The 14933-nt window shown below is 64.1% G+C and carries 22 protein-coding genes; 2 read left to right on the top strand and 20 right to left on the bottom strand.

Annotated elements, in window-relative coordinates; genetic code table 11:
• Positions 1 to 15 precede the first annotated feature (15 nt).
• Entirely contained in the window at positions 16 to 225 is a 210-nt protein-coding gene (locus DS843_RS22880) for a hypothetical protein (protein WP_149471145.1), read from the top strand.
• Positions 226 to 475: 250 nt separating this feature from the next.
• Here DS843_RS22880 and DS843_RS22885 read toward each other — a convergent pair whose 3' ends face one another.
• The 20 genes from DS843_RS22885 to DS843_RS22975 form a co-directional block, all read right to left on the bottom strand.
• On the bottom strand, positions 476 to 826 hold the full coding sequence (locus DS843_RS22885; RefSeq protein WP_149471146.1) for a hypothetical protein: 351 nt from the start codon (positions 824 to 826) through the stop codon (positions 476 to 478).
• On the bottom strand, positions 819 to 1940 hold the full coding sequence (locus DS843_RS22890) for a hypothetical protein (RefSeq protein ID WP_149471147.1): 1122 nt from the start codon (positions 1938 to 1940) through the stop codon (positions 819 to 821). The genes DS843_RS22885 and DS843_RS22890 overlap by 8 nt, the downstream gene beginning before the upstream one ends.
• A gap of 17 nt (positions 1941 to 1957) precedes the next feature.
• Complete coding sequence (locus tag DS843_RS22895) at positions 1958 to 2872, bottom strand: hypothetical protein (RefSeq protein ID WP_149471148.1); 915 nt, start codon at positions 2870 to 2872, stop codon at positions 1958 to 1960.
• A gap of 11 nt (positions 2873 to 2883) precedes the next feature.
• Entirely contained in the window at positions 2884 to 3435 is a 552-nt protein-coding gene (locus tag DS843_RS22900; RefSeq protein WP_149471149.1) for a 3'-5' exonuclease, read from the bottom strand.
• Positions 3432 to 3869, bottom strand: coding sequence for a hypothetical protein (locus DS843_RS22905; RefSeq protein WP_149471150.1), 438 nt, complete (start codon positions 3867 to 3869; stop codon positions 3432 to 3434). The genes DS843_RS22900 and DS843_RS22905 overlap by 4 nt, the downstream gene beginning before the upstream one ends.
• Positions 3866 to 4474, bottom strand: a complete 609-nt coding sequence (locus tag DS843_RS22910; protein ID WP_149471151.1) for a hypothetical protein — start codon at positions 4472 to 4474, stop codon at positions 3866 to 3868. Before DS843_RS22910 ends, DS843_RS22905 begins: the two co-directional genes overlap by 4 nt.
• On the bottom strand, positions 4471 to 4797 hold the full coding sequence (locus DS843_RS22915) for a hypothetical protein (RefSeq protein WP_149471152.1): 327 nt from the start codon (positions 4795 to 4797) through the stop codon (positions 4471 to 4473). Before DS843_RS22915 ends, DS843_RS22910 begins: the two co-directional genes overlap by 4 nt.
• Positions 4794 to 5345, bottom strand: coding sequence for a 3'-5' exonuclease (locus tag DS843_RS22920; RefSeq protein WP_149471153.1), 552 nt, complete (start codon positions 5343 to 5345; stop codon positions 4794 to 4796). Before DS843_RS22920 ends, DS843_RS22915 begins: the two co-directional genes overlap by 4 nt.
• Positions 5342 to 6049 (bottom strand): hypothetical protein, encoded by a 708-nt coding sequence (locus DS843_RS22925; RefSeq protein WP_149471154.1) that lies wholly within the window; start codon positions 6047 to 6049, stop codon positions 5342 to 5344. The genes DS843_RS22920 and DS843_RS22925 overlap by 4 nt, the downstream gene beginning before the upstream one ends.
• Before the next feature lie 12 nt (positions 6050 to 6061).
• Complete coding sequence (locus DS843_RS22930) at positions 6062 to 6493, bottom strand: hypothetical protein (protein WP_149471155.1); 432 nt, start codon at positions 6491 to 6493, stop codon at positions 6062 to 6064.
• A 13-nt stretch (positions 6494 to 6506) separates the two neighbouring features.
• A complete protein-coding gene (locus DS843_RS22935; protein WP_149471156.1) occupies positions 6507 to 6950 on the bottom strand; it encodes a hypothetical protein in 444 nt (147 codons plus the stop codon).
• Between the two features lie 7 nt (positions 6951 to 6957).
• The gene (locus DS843_RS31330; protein ID WP_167525424.1) at positions 6958 to 7110 is read right to left on the bottom strand and encodes a hypothetical protein; all 153 of its coding nucleotides are present in this window, start codon (positions 7108 to 7110) and stop codon (positions 6958 to 6960) included.
• A gap of 1059 nt (positions 7111 to 8169) precedes the next feature.
• Positions 8170 to 8436 (bottom strand): hypothetical protein, encoded by a 267-nt coding sequence (locus DS843_RS22940; RefSeq protein WP_149471157.1) that lies wholly within the window; start codon positions 8434 to 8436, stop codon positions 8170 to 8172.
• 64 nt (positions 8437 to 8500) lie between these two features.
• Entirely contained in the window at positions 8501 to 9571 is a 1071-nt protein-coding gene (locus tag DS843_RS22945; protein ID WP_149471158.1) for an IS630 family transposase, read from the bottom strand.
• A 48-nt stretch (positions 9572 to 9619) separates the two neighbouring features.
• The gene (locus DS843_RS22950) at positions 9620 to 9805 is read right to left on the bottom strand and encodes a hypothetical protein (protein ID WP_149471159.1); all 186 of its coding nucleotides are present in this window, start codon (positions 9803 to 9805) and stop codon (positions 9620 to 9622) included.
• 151 nt (positions 9806 to 9956) lie between these two features.
• The gene (locus tag DS843_RS22955; RefSeq protein WP_149471160.1) at positions 9957 to 10535 is read right to left on the bottom strand and encodes a hypothetical protein; all 579 of its coding nucleotides are present in this window, start codon (positions 10533 to 10535) and stop codon (positions 9957 to 9959) included.
• An 89-nt stretch (positions 10536 to 10624) separates the two neighbouring features.
• Positions 10625 to 11053, bottom strand: a complete 429-nt coding sequence (locus DS843_RS22960) for a hypothetical protein (protein WP_149471161.1) — start codon at positions 11051 to 11053, stop codon at positions 10625 to 10627.
• Entirely contained in the window at positions 11029 to 11916 is an 888-nt protein-coding gene (locus DS843_RS22965) for a recombinase family protein (RefSeq protein WP_149471162.1), read from the bottom strand. Before DS843_RS22965 ends, DS843_RS22960 begins: the two co-directional genes overlap by 25 nt.
• 368 nt (positions 11917 to 12284) lie before the next feature.
• Positions 12285 to 12566 carry a helix-turn-helix domain-containing protein gene (locus DS843_RS22970; protein ID WP_149168202.1) on the bottom strand — a complete coding sequence of 94 codons (282 nt, stop codon included), beginning with the start codon at positions 12564 to 12566 and terminating at the stop codon, positions 12285 to 12287.
• Positions 12556 to 13905 carry a type II toxin-antitoxin system HipA family toxin gene (locus DS843_RS22975; protein ID WP_149471163.1) on the bottom strand — a complete coding sequence of 450 codons (1350 nt, stop codon included), beginning with the start codon at positions 13903 to 13905 and terminating at the stop codon, positions 12556 to 12558. Before DS843_RS22975 ends, DS843_RS22970 begins: the two co-directional genes overlap by 11 nt.
• 585 nt (positions 13906 to 14490) lie before the next feature.
• On the opposite strand from DS843_RS22975, the gene DS843_RS22980 reads away from it, so the two are divergent.
• Positions 14491 to 14931: a hypothetical protein gene (locus DS843_RS22980; RefSeq protein WP_149471164.1), complete on the top strand. Its 441-nt coding sequence runs from the start codon at positions 14491 to 14493 to the stop codon at positions 14929 to 14931.
• Positions 14932 to 14933: the final 2 nt, after the last annotated feature.

Below are 14933 nucleotides of genomic sequence, written 5' to 3' on the forward strand. Positions count from 1 at the left end.
GGAGAGGAGGACGGCATGAGCGGCGACTGGGACGGTGAGCGGGTCGGAGGTTTCGTTTGCTTGACCAATCAGGATGGGCTCAGGATCGCCATCCGTCCGGGCTCGATCAGCTTGGCGGGAGATGCCGATCCAGCCCGCGACAGCACTATTCTTGTCGCAGCCGGCCGAAGCTTCGTGCTGCAGAAGCCCCTCGACGAAACCATTGAATTGCTTGGCCCTCGCTGACATTCGGGTGGGCCGACAGCCATATCCTGCAGGGTCATTCGGAGCGCCGACGCGGCCGGGTCGCAGGGCGCTCCGCGCCCGTCCTGCGAAGCTCGCTGTCTTGGCCTCAGCCGCCGGCGGGATGTTCCTGGTGCTGGCGCCCGAGGCCTCCCTACGCAGTCACCTGGCCGTCGCCGCGGCCGTGAGCGGCGTCAGGAAAATAAGCCGGCGGCGGTGGCGCTTGGAGAGAGGCGGGCAGGGGCCCACTCACTCACTCACTACGCTTGGCACTCTCCGAGCGCGGCGTCCGCTGCAGAATCGTGGCTTCGCATTCGTCAAGATCGACGAATGCCCCTGCGCGCCGCCGATCGATCAGCAGGCGCAGCGCGACCTCGTCTGCCGCGTGTTGCGCATATCGGCGCAGGGTCTCGTCGGCGCGTCCCCGCACCTCGTCGAGGTCCGGCCCTGACCCCAGACTGTCACGCCGCGGCCTTGGGTTGTCCGCCGACGTGACGGTATAGGCGTAGGCGCCGCCAGGTGCTGCTCGCCAGACGAGCGCGACGAGATCACCGTGCCTCCGCGTCCACACGCCGTCCTCCAGTATCCAGTCGGTCTCAGTCATGCTCCGGTCCTCCCTTGCAGAGAGCCCATCCGTGCTCGGGCTCCCCGGTATACGAGCCCTCACCGATGCGCCAACCGTTCGAATCCAGGGTGGCGACGACCGCATGTTCCGGCTGCCGCACAGCAGGCCCCTCGGGGCGCACCCGAAAACCGTCGATCTGCGGCATGCGGATGAGGATGGACGCGCCGATCTCCTGCGGCGGCGCATCGTGTCGCCACTCCACCGGTCCCGGTCCCAGTCCCGCGTAAACCACCGCGCCCTGCCACAAGCCTATCACGCTGGCCTGGGACGGGTGCAGCAAACAGAAACCGCAGGAGCAGACGCGCTTGCCGGGCAAAAGCTGGTCGCCGCAAACCTCGCAGGAGGCCAGCCGCCAGTGTGTCGTTGGATTGTCGGTGGGCTGGTCGTCGTCAAAGAACATCACGTCGTCCGGCTTTTCGTCGAGAATCGCTGGGAAGTTCTCGTCGATGGATTGCCGACCGAGAGTGCGGAGCAATAGTGACGTCGGCCGGTATGCTCCGTTCACGATGACGATCATCCGAGAGGCATCTCCAAGCTCGCCCCAGTCGTACGCAACTTCTCGGCCATGCCGGCGCGCGCTCTTGAGCAGGCGACGCAGCAGATCAGGGCCTTGCTCGGCATCGAGGATGAGACGCTGCGGATCGTCCGTCCAGATCAACGGGTCCTCATCCGGCGGCTCCCATCCTGCTGCCGACCGATGGCCGCGCGCGCATTGCTCTTCCAGCGTCGCAACGCCGACCTTGATGCCGGACACGATGATGCAATTCGACCAAGTCTCGGGCTTGCGCGGGGCCTGCCGACCTTCCTCCTCGGCCGCCGCGGCGACACACCGGAGTTCCTCAGCCGACGCCTCAAGCCGATGAGCTTGCAGGCGGCACCAGTCTGGCGTGACCACCTCCGGTCCAGCCGCGGCATCCGGGACGACGACAAACCGGCGTCCTTGCGCGTCCACGACGAGCCAGAGCAGGCTGTCCGATGTTCCTGCCCAAGGCTTCAGCCGGTGCAGGACCTCAATCCGGGACGCGTCGCCACCGGCCGCCGTGACGATCTCGCGGGCGCGGTCCAGCAAATGCTGCTCGTAATCGATTGGCATGACACCGTCCCTCCCGCTCAGTCCCAGCGCTCTTCAACATGATGCCGCGCGGCGTCAAGCACCGCGGCGGGGTCCTCGTCGAGAAGTTCCAACGGCCGCCGACCGCGGCAGGTCCATGTGTCCGGGCGCGCGAACCAGGAGAAGATCTCCCAGTCCGATCTCCGCGGCCTCAGGATCTGCAGCAGCTGACCGATCAGAGGATGCGGCTTGCCTTTGGTGATCTGGAACGCCGGAACCCGTGTTTCGCCGTCCTCCGCGATCACGCCGAACACCTTACCGTCCCGCAGCCACGCTGCAACCAGGTGCCCCGGGAGCGTGGCCACCTCGCGCAGCAGTTCGTCCTTTCGCTTTTGCCAACGGATGTGGTTGATCTCAAACGGAGTCTTGCCGGCCTCATCCGCCGCCCTCCGTTTCGCCTCCAGTGCATCGAGGTCCGCCCGCAGTCGTTCAATTTCCTTGGCGAGCGCGGCATACAGCGTGTCCTCTGCCCGGCGGCCGTTTGGGTCTTCTGCGGCCTGGACCTCAGCCCACCAGCGGGCGCGGGCGACAAGATCATTCATCGGCTCAGGGGCGCGCGGAGGACGTTCCGGCGCCGGCGGCATATCGGCCAGGAGATCGTCGAGAGTAACGGCTGGGGGCAGGGGCGGTTGATCGCGGTCAGGGAAGTCGGTTGTGTCCGGCTTGTCAAAAAGCTCTTGCCATCCCGGTCGCAGGCCAAGGGCACCTGCTGGCGTTCGGGGTGTGAGGTCTCCGGTCGGTGCCGGTCGGCCTGGTGCCTCGATCCGGTCACCAATCTCGGCCGGGTCGTGGTGCTGCAGATCAGCATCCCCGCCGAGCAACTGCCAGGAGGCCCGTGTGGAATCCCAGCGGGCTGGCTCCCAATCGTCGCTCTGGCTCACCCGGATCCAGTAAAAACCGTTCGGTCGCTCCATGCAGACCTCCCTCACCTAATCCCGGCCAGGATCCTCACGACCTCGGCCAGCCGACGCGCGTCCGGCTCTGCGCGGTGGCGCGTAGGCCAACCCAGGGCAGCCTCGTATTCGGCTGCGTCAATCTCGCCGGCGGCGTACAGGCCACCGCTCGTCAGCCCCTCCAGGACCGGCTGGAGGGGCTCGATGACGACCGGCGGCTCGCGGCCGACCGCCGCATAAAGCGCGCCCAGCCAAAATGTTTCGGCGCCGGCAGCGTCAGAGAACACCGGGCGGCCGGGCAGCAGCACCTGGTCGAGTTCCTGGACGACGGCGGCCGGATCGAGGCCGTCCTGCTGCAGCATCTCCATAGTGATGCCGTGCGTGCGAGCCGCCGCAAGGTCCCAGACGCCGTTCCGAAGCCAGTCCGCCGTCGGCCGGATCAGCCAGCCGGCGCTCCAGCCGTCGAGCGTCGCCACGCCGACCTCGATAGGATAGCTGCCGGCCTGTGGGAAGCAGGAGGCCTCAAAATCAAGGACCACCATGTTGTCCAGGCGGATCGGCTCGTCGGAGGCGATGTTGGTCATGGTCGATCTCCTCCTCCGGCAGCCGGGCGCGCCCCAGCCAGGAACGGCGGAGCGATTACGTCCGGCGCGATTTCCGACCACCGGAGCAGAGAGGGCTCCACGAATGTGACTTGGTGAGCACCGTGTCCCGATCTGATTTCTCGGGTTTCGAGGAAAATTCGGCCTTCGGTGGCCAGAACACGCAAAATTGCCGCAACCCTGGCGAACGGGATGCTGGTGGCCATGACGATGCCGGCCGCGCTCCGTTGGACCCGGCCGGACCAAGGTGAGATCAGGGCCTGCTCGGTATCCTCCCCAGCGAGGCGCCGCCGGTTGTGGCGGACGCAAAACGTCTCGATGGCCGTGAGGACGCGCTCAATGTCGGCCTGCGCAATGTCCTGCGTGACCGGCTGGCTGGGGCGGCGCGGTTGGAAGGGGATGATCTGCGCGCTCATGTTTCGTCCTCCTGCTCCCGCCAGACCACGCGCCCGAGGTCATCGTCCCACCACCACCAACCTGGACGCGTTAGACGGCGTAGACGTACGAGACGATTGTAATGCTGTTGTGAAACGCCGATGCGAAAGGAGACGAGGTCTTCAGCGTCGTAATCTTCCCGATCAACCCATTTCAGCAGCTTTTTCTCATAAGAGTAAGGCCAAGATGACGCATCGAAGTTTTCACTGACTCGGGAGATGGTCTCGCGTAGATCCAGGCGCGGCTGCCGCAGCAGTAGCCCTTTGAAATCCACGCAAATCCACTTCTCCCAGCGCTCGGCCAGCCGCTTGCATTGGGGCACCCGGCACAACGGCTGGCCGGCACCTGAATAGGTCCCGCCACCGACGAAAGTGTAGGCGTGGTGATGGTACGGGTCCCCAAGTCTGAGCAAAAGATCGGCGCCCTCGTCCGTGCCACCAAATCGCATCGTGTATCGGCAGGACAAGAACAACAGGTGTTCGTGTTTGCGGCGGGTTTCCGCTTCCTCCGGCAAAAAGTCGCACCAAAAGTCGTCGGAGCGAGTCCGCCAGTAGCCGTAGGAGCGCAGGTTTTCTATTCGCGTCACGGCTCCTCCTTTGTGGTCGGCAGGGGCCACCGATCGTCGTCGGGCGCGAACACGCCGAACATCGCCCGCACGTCACCGCTCTCTCGGTCAACGAGGTCCCCAAGCAGATCCTCAATGCATGCGGCCGCCAGGGACGGCGCTAGGAGCGCGTCCGCAACGGCGGTGCGGCGTCGCCAGGTGCGGCGTCGCCACAGTTCGGTCTCGTCAACCGTGACGTAGACTTGGCCGTCGGCGCCGGGGGCGAGGCGCACGCGAAACTCACGGGGGCGCTGGAGCGCCAACGAGAGCACCTCGGCGTGGCTTGGAGATTTCCGGTCGGTCATGTGTCGATCCCTGCGATCAGCCGGAGCGTCGCCATCACCGTCCGGGCATCCTCGTCGGCCTTGTGGGTCGGCGGATACCTGCGGCGAGCGCCGTTCACCGCGTCGTCGATCAGTGCGAGGCCGGCAATGGGGCCGCTCACCTTGGTCTTCGCAATCCGTTCCAACACGTCGTACCATTCCTGATGCGGAAAGGGGGCGCCGTGCTGGCCGGTCGCCCGGTAGAGCGTGCGGATCCAGCCGATGTCGCGGTCGGAGTCAGACACGCAGGTGCGGCCGGCGACAACGTCTGCCAGTTCGGCAGCGACCTGCTCCACGGGTAATCCCTCGGCCAGGAGCATGTCCCGGCTGATGCCATGGATTGCCTCAGCCGCCGGGTCCCAGGGCCAGTTGAGCCACTCCTTGGCCGGCCGGATGAGCCAATGTCGGGTGGTCAGGTCCGAGAAGCTGACTCCGACGCTGACCGGGAACGTGAGTTCGCGCGGCTCCAACCCGCTCGCCTCGCAATCGAGGGCGACGTATCGGCTGAGGTCAGGGACACCCTGTGTCATGACGCTGCCTCCAGGTCCTCGCGGGGTGCGCCGGTCTCCGGGTCGATGCGGTCGCACAGCGCGATTGCCAGGGCGATCTGGCCGGCCTGCCGCTGATCCGCGCCTTTCACGACCAGCACCAGTTGGCCGGACTCGGCCGACACGCGCAGTACCCTCAGATCGGAAAGCTCCGGCTTCTGCTGATCTTCCCACGCCAGACCGTCGAGCAGTGCTTCGACCAGATGGCGCCAGCCCGGAGGCACATCGACCGGGCCGGGCGCCAGTTCGGCACGCACGCCATGCAGCCGCCGCTCCGCCTCGGCGTGGCTGGGGAGTTGGTGAACGGTGGCGAAGCCCTCCTGCGCAGCAATGTGGTCAGCCAGGGTCAGGTAATAGCCGCGACGAACGCGCAGCTTACCCGGTCGCCCGGAGCGCTCGCAGATATGCCATGACATCCTCTCGGCGGCGGTAATCGCGCCACACTCGTAGTCGCCCTCGGTGTCGCCGTAGACGCGTAGGCCACCAAATTTCTCCTTGAGCTGGTGGAAACGGGCCGGCCATGAGCCGGCCCGTTCGGCACGCGCGATAAGGACCGAGCAGAGCGCGTCGAGAATGGGATACCAGCCAGCGTCGCACTCGACGCCGTAGACCAGCGGGGTCGCCTCACGGTCCTGGAAAAGCGCAGGGTGGGCGTCGAACAGGCGCTCCTGCAAGTCCTCGCGCATGACCAGTTCTCCTCAAAAATCGAGGTCTTCGTCAGTCCATGACGGCTCTTCGTCCGGCGCTGCGTCGTCGGCAGTATTCCGACGAAACCGTGCCAGTTCATCTTCGGTCGCGGCGGCTTCCGGCTGGCAAATCGAGTCCACGTATTTGACCAGCCGCTCCATGCCCTCCATCGTCATGACCCCGGCATTCCGGCCGGCGCGCGCCAACAACGGGTCTTGCGCGGGAATGACTTTGTCGGCTGGCCAGGACTCGCCAAGATCGTAGCGCGCGCCGCTCTCAGTCATGACGTGGTCATCGGCGACTTTAACGATGCTGCTACTGCAGCTCCAGGAGCCGTCGGGGATGCCGCGGCGGCCGTAAAAGCGGCCGAGCAGCAGCAGGAAAAGGTCATCCTCGTCCTGCCCGCGCGCCGCGATGATCCGGTAATTTTCGGCTCGTGCCACGGTTGCCTCCAATTCAGCTCTGCTTGTCCGTTGCCCACGGCGCCCGGAGGTGCACATCGTTCCACGACATGCTGACCGGCCGCAGGCGCGCCAGGATTGCCTCATCGACCTTGGCCCCCGCCCGGCAGCAGCGCGCGGCCACCGCGCTGATCGCAGCGAGCCGTGACTCGGTCAGCGTTCCACCACCAGCGGCGGCCATTTTTTGAATCAGCGCGCGCCGATAGCCGTCCGGCAGCGCCTCGTCGGCCGACCAAGGCACGCCGAGCCGGTAGACGGTGCCCGAACGCGTGGTCGCCGTACCGGCGCCTTCGTCCAGTTGCGAGACGGGCGAGGTGACCACGATGGCACCATCCGGGGTTCGCGGTCGGCCGCTCACGCGACCGATCAGCACAGCGTTGGCCTCGGTCTGGATGAGGCGCCAGTTGTCGATCAAGGGGAGGGGTGCGCTCGACGTCATGGCTCTTTCACCGGTCCGTCAGGGTCTGCAGAGCAGAGCCGATGGCTTCGACATGTTCCTCAAAATCGATCTCAAAACGCAGGTGCTCGTTGAGGTCCCCCGGCAGCTCCCGCAGGGTGTTGGTTTCATGCGCCTCGATCGCGAGACGAACGACTTCCAAGGCTCCGCGACGGCCACCATGTAGGCCGTCGCGCGTGCAGCAGGGATCAACCCGGTCGCCTCAAGAGCCCAGACGCGCGCCACGCGCCGACCAGGCTGTCCTCCGCGGGGAACGAGATCGACATCGACGCGCAACACGAGCCTGCCTCCTGATCGTAGGGAGGCCAGCCCTCCTCACGCCGTCAGCGTGCCACAGGTCAAGTCAAACAGCAATACTCCACCCGGCGTAGGGTGGAAACCGGCGCGAATAGAGCTGGGTTGGGCAAGACATGCCCGATCATGGCGGGGCAAATTTTCCGATTTTCCGGAAAATCAGAAATTGGGAATCCCTGAATTGCTCGGCATTGTATTGCCGGTCTGTGCTCTGATGTGCCGTGAATAAATCAAAACTGATACTCTCCTGCTCGGGACGAGTTGCTCATATCCGCCAAAATGCGGTCGATCATCTCGGGCTCGCAACACTGGGATGCCAGGAAGCTCCGAACGGCCGCGGCGGCGTGCGGGTGAAGGCTGCCGGCCGGTTTTCCCAGACGAAGCAACCGCCCGGAGTATGGTCGGGCGACCGTCCCAGTCATCTCGGCTATGGCCGAGGACACGATCCACCGGACACCGTCCCGAGCCACGATATGGAGGTCGCCGGCGAACCGGAAGCTGATCCAGTCCTCGACCGGCGTGCCCGCTGTGCTTCCGAATCCGCCGTCCATCTTCCGCCGCCGTTCCCGTTTAGTTCTAGCTGCGAGGATGGCCAAGCAACACGACGGGCGCAACTCGGACGAACGGGCTAAAACGCCGCACCCGACAGGGAGCGCGCCCGGAATCGGCTCGACCGTCAGTCACGATCAATAACCATAAAATGCAAAGCAGTTGGCGCCTTGAGACTCTGAAGAAAATACCTGACCATTTACACGAAATGGAGGTAGCTGTGCGTTTTTCAAAAGCGATTCACGCACTGTTAACCACGCCGTACGACTGTTCACTTGCGCACTTGGTTTCGTTTCCTCTCTAGACTCAAGGCCGCGCCGAACCTGGCTGCGGCCTTTTCTTTTTCCGGCTCTTCCGCTCACCAGAACACGGCGTCAGGCACCGTGTCGGCCGCCAGGCGGTCGATGATGGCGCGCAGATCGACGGCGGCTGTCTGGCCGGTCAGGGCTTCCAGCAGCGCGTCGGCCGGAACATAGACGATACCTTGATCGTCCTCCAGCCGGCCCCATGCGCCGTCGGTCGAAACGGACATACGGAGCGCCTCGTCCAGGTCCATGCCGAGGCGACGCAGCTCACGGTGGACGGAGGCCTCGATGCTGAGGGAATGGGTGTAGTTTTCGGTCATGGTCATCCTCCCTGGTTCTACCTGATCAGGTGCGGAGCGCTCAGTGGACCGCTAGTGCACCGACTCATTCAGAAGGTGCAGGCAGTCGGTCGAGTTTCGCGAAGATGGTTTCGGCGGGCTTGGTCCAGACAAAGGGCTTGGCGGCCTTGTTGTGCGCGCGGATGTAGCGGGTGATGGCGTCCTGGAGATCAGCAACGGATTTGAAGACGCCACGCCGGATGCTCCGTCGCGTAATGATCGAGAAGAAGCCCTCGACGGCGTTGATCCACGAGGCCGATTTGGGCGTGAAATGGAAGACCCAGCGCGGATGATCGGCCAGCCAGTCCAGCACCTTGGGGTGCTTGTGGGTGGCGTAGTTATCGACGATGGCGTGGATCACCTTGCCCGCCGGGACGGCGCGCTCGACAGCATTCAGGAACCTGATGAACTCCTTGTGGGTGTGCTTGGGCATGCAGCGTCCGACCACGGTGCCGTCCAGCGTGTTCAGCGCGGCGAACAGCGTGGTGGTGCCGTTGCGTTTGTAATCGTGCGTCATCGTCCCGCACTTGCCGGGCTTCAGCGGCAGGCCGGGCTGGGTGCGGTCGAGTGCCTGGATTTGGCTCTTCTCGTCGATGGACAGCACCACCGCGTGGCAGGGCGGATCCATGTAGAGCCCGACAATGTCCTCGACCTTGGTCGCGAACGCAGGGTCGGTGGAGCGCTTGAAGGTGCGCAGGCGATGCGGCTGGAGGCGATTGGCCTCCCAGATGCGCTGCACGGCGCGCAGGCTGATGCCGACCGTCTTGGCCATCGCCCGACCGGTCCAGTGCGTCACGGCGCCGGGCGGCTCCGAGCAGGTCAGGGCCAGAACCTTGGCGACGGTCGCCGTGGGCAGCGGGGCCTTGCCGGGTTTGCGCGTCTTGTCGCGCAACAGCCCGTCCACGCCTTGTTCAGCGTAACGCACCTGCCATCGCCACACCGCCGGGCGGCTCACACCCGCGCGCCGGGCGACCTCCAGGACGGGCCGCCGTTCGGCCGAGAGCGCGATGATGGTCGCCCGCTGCACATGCTTCTGCGGGCGGTTCCGGTCGCCGAGGATCGCCGCCAAGCGCGCGCGATCCTCCGCTCCAACAATGACACTGACAGTCTGGGCCATGCCGACAGAATCGCACGTCGGCAACCCGTTGTGAATCCTATGTCTGCGTCAGTGCACTAGGGTGCCCTCGGCCTCGTGCATCCGATAAATCGTCATGAGCAGGTCGCACATATCGTCAAGTTCAGCGTCGCTGAACGCGCGGCCCAAAGCCTCGCCATAAAGCTTATCGAGCCGGTCGTGAAATGGAGTTCGGCGAGCCGGACGGACGAAAATGGATGGGTCAATCATCTGCATCGGATTGGTCCTCGATGAGTGGAGATGAAGACCATATGCGCGCGGAATTGAGACCTCATAAGCACCAGCCCCGGTTCGTCGGACCGGGGCTGGTGCTTATGAACATCTTATCTCCATCGGAAAGACATCACACGCCACGGCGCCGATCTTCTTACTTTTTCCTATCTTCGAGCCACGCATCATGCTCTCTGGTGCTCATCATGATCTGCGCCAGCGGGGCGATGTACATTGCCCGGAACAGGGTGTATTCGCCGGGATCGTCGATCAGGGTCACAGACACCAGTTCCTCGGTATCGGTGTAATCCACAATGCGGGTCCCACTGTTGTGCTTCCACACGATCAGCATTTCGCCGTAAGAGTATTCCTCGACCTTCGAGCAACCAACCCTTTTCAGATGGTCGTCAAACCCAAGATCATCGGCCAGCCACGCGTCGCGGAACCAGTCGGGAGGATCGCTCAGCGGTCGCAGTTGGCCGCCGGTGAACCGGTAGCAATAGCGGAAAGCGTCCGACACGTTGCCGGCGTCCATTGCCTGACGGGCGTGATCCTGTTTCATCTTGCGCAGCATCCTTCTGACGTTCGCACTGCTAGGCTGATGGCCATGAGCTTCGAGGGTGGCGCGTGCGGCAGCGCTCAGGGACATTCCAGGATCGGCCGAAATCCGCTCCTCCATCGCGCGCACGAGATGGTCTTCATCGTAGCCGCTGCCCTTGGGGCGTCCTCTGGACATGGTTCATCAAACCCACTCTGTTTCCCGATGAAATACCGCTGGTCGGCGTCACCGGCCGCGTCAAAAAATCCGTGTCGCACGACAAAAAATCAGCACGTCCGCAGCGCCGGCGCGAGGCGCAGGTACAGCTCGCCGCGGTGGGCGTGCAGGATCGCGAAACCGCCCGGGAAGGGTGATGCGAAGCCCTGGGTGTAGCCGCTCGACAGGCGCACCTCGGTCTCGGTCAGCATCAGCTCGCCGGCAGCGGCAAGCTTCTCGACGACCTGCAGCTGGGCGACGGCCGCGGCGGCATTCTCCACGACCAGGTTGACGCCGGTGTTCATGCCGGCGACCTCGCCCTCGAACCGCACTGACTGCCCGGCCTGCCAGAAGGATAAGGATTGAAGGAAGTCCGGATCGGCACCGCGCACAGCGGCGATGATCTCGACCACCAGGCGGCAGCGCGCGCGGTCATCGGGCGTGCCGAGCCAGGCGCGGATGCGCTGATCGAGCTTCAGGTCTCCGCAAGCACCTCGCATTGGCGCTTGATCTGTTTTGCTTTTCTGTAGACGGTAGAGTAATATGTCGAATCAGCAATGCCAAAGCGCCTCTTTATGGATGCTTTTGTGGCTTTTCCGCAGGCAAACGCGACAGCGGCGGCATCGATTTGCTCCAATGACATCTTGCGCTTGCGGCCGATCGCGACGCCTTTTTGGCGGGCATGCCGCTGTCCGATGCTGGTCAGAGCACTATTTTCGAGCCAAGCGTATTCGGCAAACGTAATCGCGCTGAGAAATCTCCCTTTATCGCCTGGAATGGAAGTGTCCAGTTCGGGAAAGAGTGTTTTTACGATAATTTTCTTGTCCAGCATATAGTTGAGACGTTCCGTGGTCAGCCTAAGATCGCGCCCAAGCCGCGACGGCGCCGTCATTAACAGGATGTCGTTTGCCCGCATTTTAGCGACCAGGTTATCGAGTTCCTTCATGACGGCCGCCCCGCCGGAGACAAATTCCCAAGCAATGTTTTTCTCGGGCACACCGGCCGCCATGAGCAGTGCGACCTGGTACGCGGGGTTCTGGGACTTGGTTGAAGAACGTGCCCAGCCCCATATCTGTGCCGGAGCGGCGGAAGGGGTTCGGTCGTCAATGCACTTGCTTTTCTTCTGCTCTTTAACGAGACGGCGAGCCACCTTGGCGATGGAGTCAATCACCTTCTGCATGTCTGGAGCAAGTATTTTGCCCGCCATGGGGATTTGCCAGCCCATGCCCGGCAGGAAAACGGCGTCAGGATATGTTTCGTCAACCGCCGCCTTAATTATTTCGTCGGTTGGAGCCGAAAGGACCATACGCCCTTTGTAGGACGTAGCAGTCCAAGTACGTGGTTCGATGCCGTACTTTGGCATTTTTCCTCCCAAGCCGGACGTAATTCCTTAAAGGGGACTTTTCCGGAATGAGCGCATCACTTGCAAATGTGCGTTGGCATTGCCTCGACGATATTACTCAGTTGGACCTCTCTGGGGCCCTGAGAGAGATTCAATCGGCGAGTTAACTGGTGTGTATCGGCGTGCAATTCCGGCCATGAAAAATACGGCCGATCAATGGGATAGCGCGCTGATCGGCGCCAAATGTGGACGCCGATCCACACCCATGGACGCGACGTCCAGCATGACGCGGGTTACCTTCGGGAAGAGCCGGGTGCGGGAAATCCGCATGCCCGGATCTGTGAGGGCGAAAGCCGAATGGCTGAGCTACTCGACCACGGTCCATGTCCTCAACTCTGCGGTGGTTCTTTCGGCACGAATCCCACGGTGAAACCGAACACTCGGGCCAAACGGTTCAGTGTCGAGATCTTGGGGTCACCTTTGCCAGTCTCCAGCTCGGAGACTTGGCGCCGCGTCAGGTGGAAGACGCGCCCGAAGTCCTCTTGGCTCAGCCCCATCGCCTGCCGCATCCGCCGGACAGCATCGGGCAGGCGCAGATCACCGCTCTGCGCCGCCAGTGCCAACGCCTCACGGGCGGCGCGCTGCTCCTCGCGGCTCCGCTTAAGGGACATGGCCGCGATCTCTCAGGGCGGCGACACTGTCGGCCATCTCGCGGTGGCGGCGGCACGCCGTCTCGACGGCTTCCTCCGGCACGCCGTGGCGGTGCGCGATCTCCGGCAGGTCCCGCAAAAACGCCTCCTTGCCCGCCACGGCGGCCATCAAGTCTTCGACCGCCATGACGCCTTCCGCCGCCGCCTCGCAGATGACCGACCAGTCCGGGGCGGCATCCCGCCCACCCATGCAGGCCCACCGCGTCGAGCGGCGGATGACCGAAGGATCGAGACGCATGGGCGCGAAATCGAACAGCGGCGCCAAGCGGACCGTGCGATCCGACAGCTTTTGAAGGGCTGAGTTTCGGCCATGGTTGTCGGGATTGCCCATGGCAACGTTCAGCAGATCGCGCAGCACGTATTCCGTGACGTCGGCCGCCGGGTCCGCCGAGTTGCGGACGATCTCGGCCAGATAGGCTTCGTGCGTGCTGACGTGCCCGAACTCCGCAACGCCGATGGCGGAAACCAAGCTCTCCTGGCCCAGCCGCACGATGCCGTCAGGACGGATGGCGCGGTCGAAGCGCGGGATGACCAGAACGTGCCGGCCATAGTCCAGCGGAGCGCCTGTGCGGAGCCCGAACGAACGCGCCACCTCATAGTATGGCGCTTCGCTCGCCAGGATGAGGCGGTCTTCGGGATGCCGGCCGCGGATCATTTTCACGATAACATGCGAGCGGGCGTGCTCGTCAGGGACCAAGGAATCAGGATACCAGAGCCCGTCGGTCGCCTGAGTCATCAGAATTTTTGGCCACTCGCCCTGGACGCCGCTTGACCCGGACGCGGCCAGAGCGAACCGCTCGGCCACGCGTAGGAACAGGTCCGAGCGGCCCAGGATGTCGTCCATCGTCACGCCTGGACAGGGGCCCACGTCCGCCTCATCGGCGGCAACGGCCTCCCGCTCGGCCTCGACCGCCTCCAGAATGCGCAGGTTGCCGATGGGGTTGCCCGCGCCCTGGAGCAAGAGCGGCAAGTCGGCCCCCGGCACATCGGGATCCGTGAAGCCGAGCTTCGCCGTCAAGCGCCTCCGCGCGTGACCCTGCGGAAGCAAGTCGAGCAGAAAAGCCGGCCACCGTGCCAAGGACCGGAATGTCATATCCAGCGGAACCCGGACCGACAGCGCGCGCCAGTCGCGGATTTCGCCGTTGCCCAGGCCGCCCTCGGCAGCGATCTCCACGAAGTAGTCGGTGTCGTAGTCGAGCGTGCAGGGTGACGGGATGCCCTTCTCCGGCGCCTTGACGACCAGCGCCGCGGCAGTGTGCCACTGCCCGCCATGGTGGATTTGCAGCGTCAGGTCGGCCATGAATTTGTCCCATCGCAATGGTTCACGGAAGGCAGTTTACTTCATAGTATGCACCATCACAATGGAACATGAGCAGCCCAGGCTGCGCCTGGATGTCCGGCTGTTCGAGCCGCCCCCGCCGCGCCGGCACTCGGGGCCGGGTGCCGGTCAAGGGTCAGGTGGACCTATCGGCGAGATAACCGGGGCTGCGGGTTAAGCGAGAGTCCCGCGGGCTTACGGCGCCGGGCCGCATACGTTGGCACGCACGGGGACATCGGGCGCTTCGCCTTGGACGTGACGGCCTACCGCTCGATGCTGCGCGGTGAAATGCTGCAGTTCACCACCAACCCCGACTACGGCAGCCATGTTCAACGCTGGCCACACCCTTCACCAGGGCGTCGAGTCAGGCGCGCGGGCTGACTTGGTGCGGGATGTGTCGGGATCGGCAGTATGGCAACGCATCCCCCGGCAGCTTCGCTCCAACAGGCTCGCCGCTCGAAGAGAAAAAGGGAAATCGCTCCAATTTCCGCGGCTCCACGCAAGCACCATCTTGAGAATGAAGCGTGAACTGCGCAGTATGCGTCAAGGTGAACGGGGAGGAGCAGCGTGCCGATCAAGCCCGAAAGACGGTGGTGGTATCCGATAGACTGGCCCATCATCTCCAACCACGTTCGCTTCCAGGTGGACGGCCCCCATGGAAGGGGGCGCTGCTGGACCTGCGGCCGTCCCCATGGCCATGAAATCCGCGTTCTTCCCGACGGCCGCTGGTTCGACCCAGAGCAGCACACCTGGCGCGACGACCGCGGCCGGGAGGCGTCATGGCCGGACGTGATCGAGGCCTGCGCCATTCGGAAAACCAGAGTGATCCTCGCCGCGTGTCACCGCAATCATCGCCCGGAGGACGTGCAGCCGAAGAACCTCGCGGCCTGGTGTCAGCGTCATCACATGCTGCACGATCGGGAGTTTCACCGGGCGCAGGCGCGGATCACCATCCTGCTGCGCCGGGCCGCCGGCGACCTTTTTCAAGGGCCATATCGGTATCGGTGAGT

Origin of the sequence: Roseomonas genomospecies 6, from assembly GCF_008365375.1 — a bacterium.
Classification (GTDB): Bacteria; Pseudomonadota; Alphaproteobacteria; order Azospirillales; family Azospirillaceae; genus Azospirillum.

What these genes read in the sequence shown, in the direction of transcription:
- DS843_RS22905 (WP_149471150.1), bottom strand. Translation starts at nt 3,869, where the DNA reads ATGAGCGCGCAGATCATCCCCTTCCAACCGCGCCGCCCCAGCCAGCCG.
- DS843_RS22975 (WP_149471163.1), bottom strand. Translation starts at nt 13,905, where the DNA reads ATGGCCGACCTGACGCTGCAAATCCACCATGGCGGGCAGTGGCACACT.
- DS843_RS22890 (WP_149471147.1), bottom strand. Translation starts at nt 1,940, where the DNA reads ATGCCAATCGATTACGAGCAGCATTTGCTGGACCGCGCCCGCGAGATC.
- DS843_RS22880 (WP_149471145.1), top strand. Translation starts at nt 16, where the DNA reads ATGAGCGGCGACTGGGACGGTGAGCGGGTCGGAGGTTTCGTTTGCTTG.
- DS843_RS22935 (WP_149471156.1), bottom strand. Translation starts at nt 6,950, where the DNA reads ATGACGTCGAGCGCACCCCTCCCCTTGATCGACAACTGGCGCCTCATC.
- DS843_RS22955 (WP_149471160.1), bottom strand. Translation starts at nt 10,535, where the DNA reads ATGTCCAGAGGACGCCCCAAGGGCAGCGGCTACGATGAAGACCATCTC.
- DS843_RS22950 (WP_149471159.1), bottom strand. Translation starts at nt 9,805, where the DNA reads ATGCAGATGATTGACCCATCCATTTTCGTCCGTCCGGCTCGCCGAACT.
- DS843_RS22885 (WP_149471146.1), bottom strand. Translation starts at nt 826, where the DNA reads ATGACTGAGACCGACTGGATACTGGAGGACGGCGTGTGGACGCGGAGG.
- DS843_RS22900 (WP_149471149.1), bottom strand. Translation starts at nt 3,435, where the DNA reads ATGACCAACATCGCCTCCGACGAGCCGATCCGCCTGGACAACATGGTG.
- DS843_RS22960 (WP_149471161.1), bottom strand. Translation starts at nt 11,053, where the DNA reads ATGCGAGGTGCTTGCGGAGACCTGAAGCTCGATCAGCGCATCCGCGCC.
- DS843_RS22925 (WP_149471154.1), bottom strand. Translation starts at nt 6,049, where the DNA reads ATGCGCGAGGACTTGCAGGAGCGCCTGTTCGACGCCCACCCTGCGCTT.
- DS843_RS22920 (WP_149471153.1), bottom strand. Translation starts at nt 5,345, where the DNA reads ATGACACAGGGTGTCCCTGACCTCAGCCGATACGTCGCCCTCGATTGC.
- DS843_RS22970 (WP_149168202.1), bottom strand. Translation starts at nt 12,566, where the DNA reads ATGTCCCTTAAGCGGAGCCGCGAGGAGCAGCGCGCCGCCCGTGAGGCG.
- DS843_RS22915 (WP_149471152.1), bottom strand. Translation starts at nt 4,797, where the DNA reads ATGACCGACCGGAAATCTCCAAGCCACGCCGAGGTGCTCTCGTTGGCG.
- DS843_RS22945 (WP_149471158.1), bottom strand. Translation starts at nt 9,571, where the DNA reads ATGGCCCAGACTGTCAGTGTCATTGTTGGAGCGGAGGATCGCGCGCGC.
- DS843_RS22940 (WP_149471157.1), bottom strand. Translation starts at nt 8,436, where the DNA reads ATGACCGAAAACTACACCCATTCCCTCAGCATCGAGGCCTCCGTCCAC.
- DS843_RS22895 (WP_149471148.1), bottom strand. Translation starts at nt 2,872, where the DNA reads ATGGAGCGACCGAACGGTTTTTACTGGATCCGGGTGAGCCAGAGCGAC.
- DS843_RS22965 (WP_149471162.1), bottom strand. Translation starts at nt 11,916, where the DNA reads ATGCCAAAGTACGGCATCGAACCACGTACTTGGACTGCTACGTCCTAC.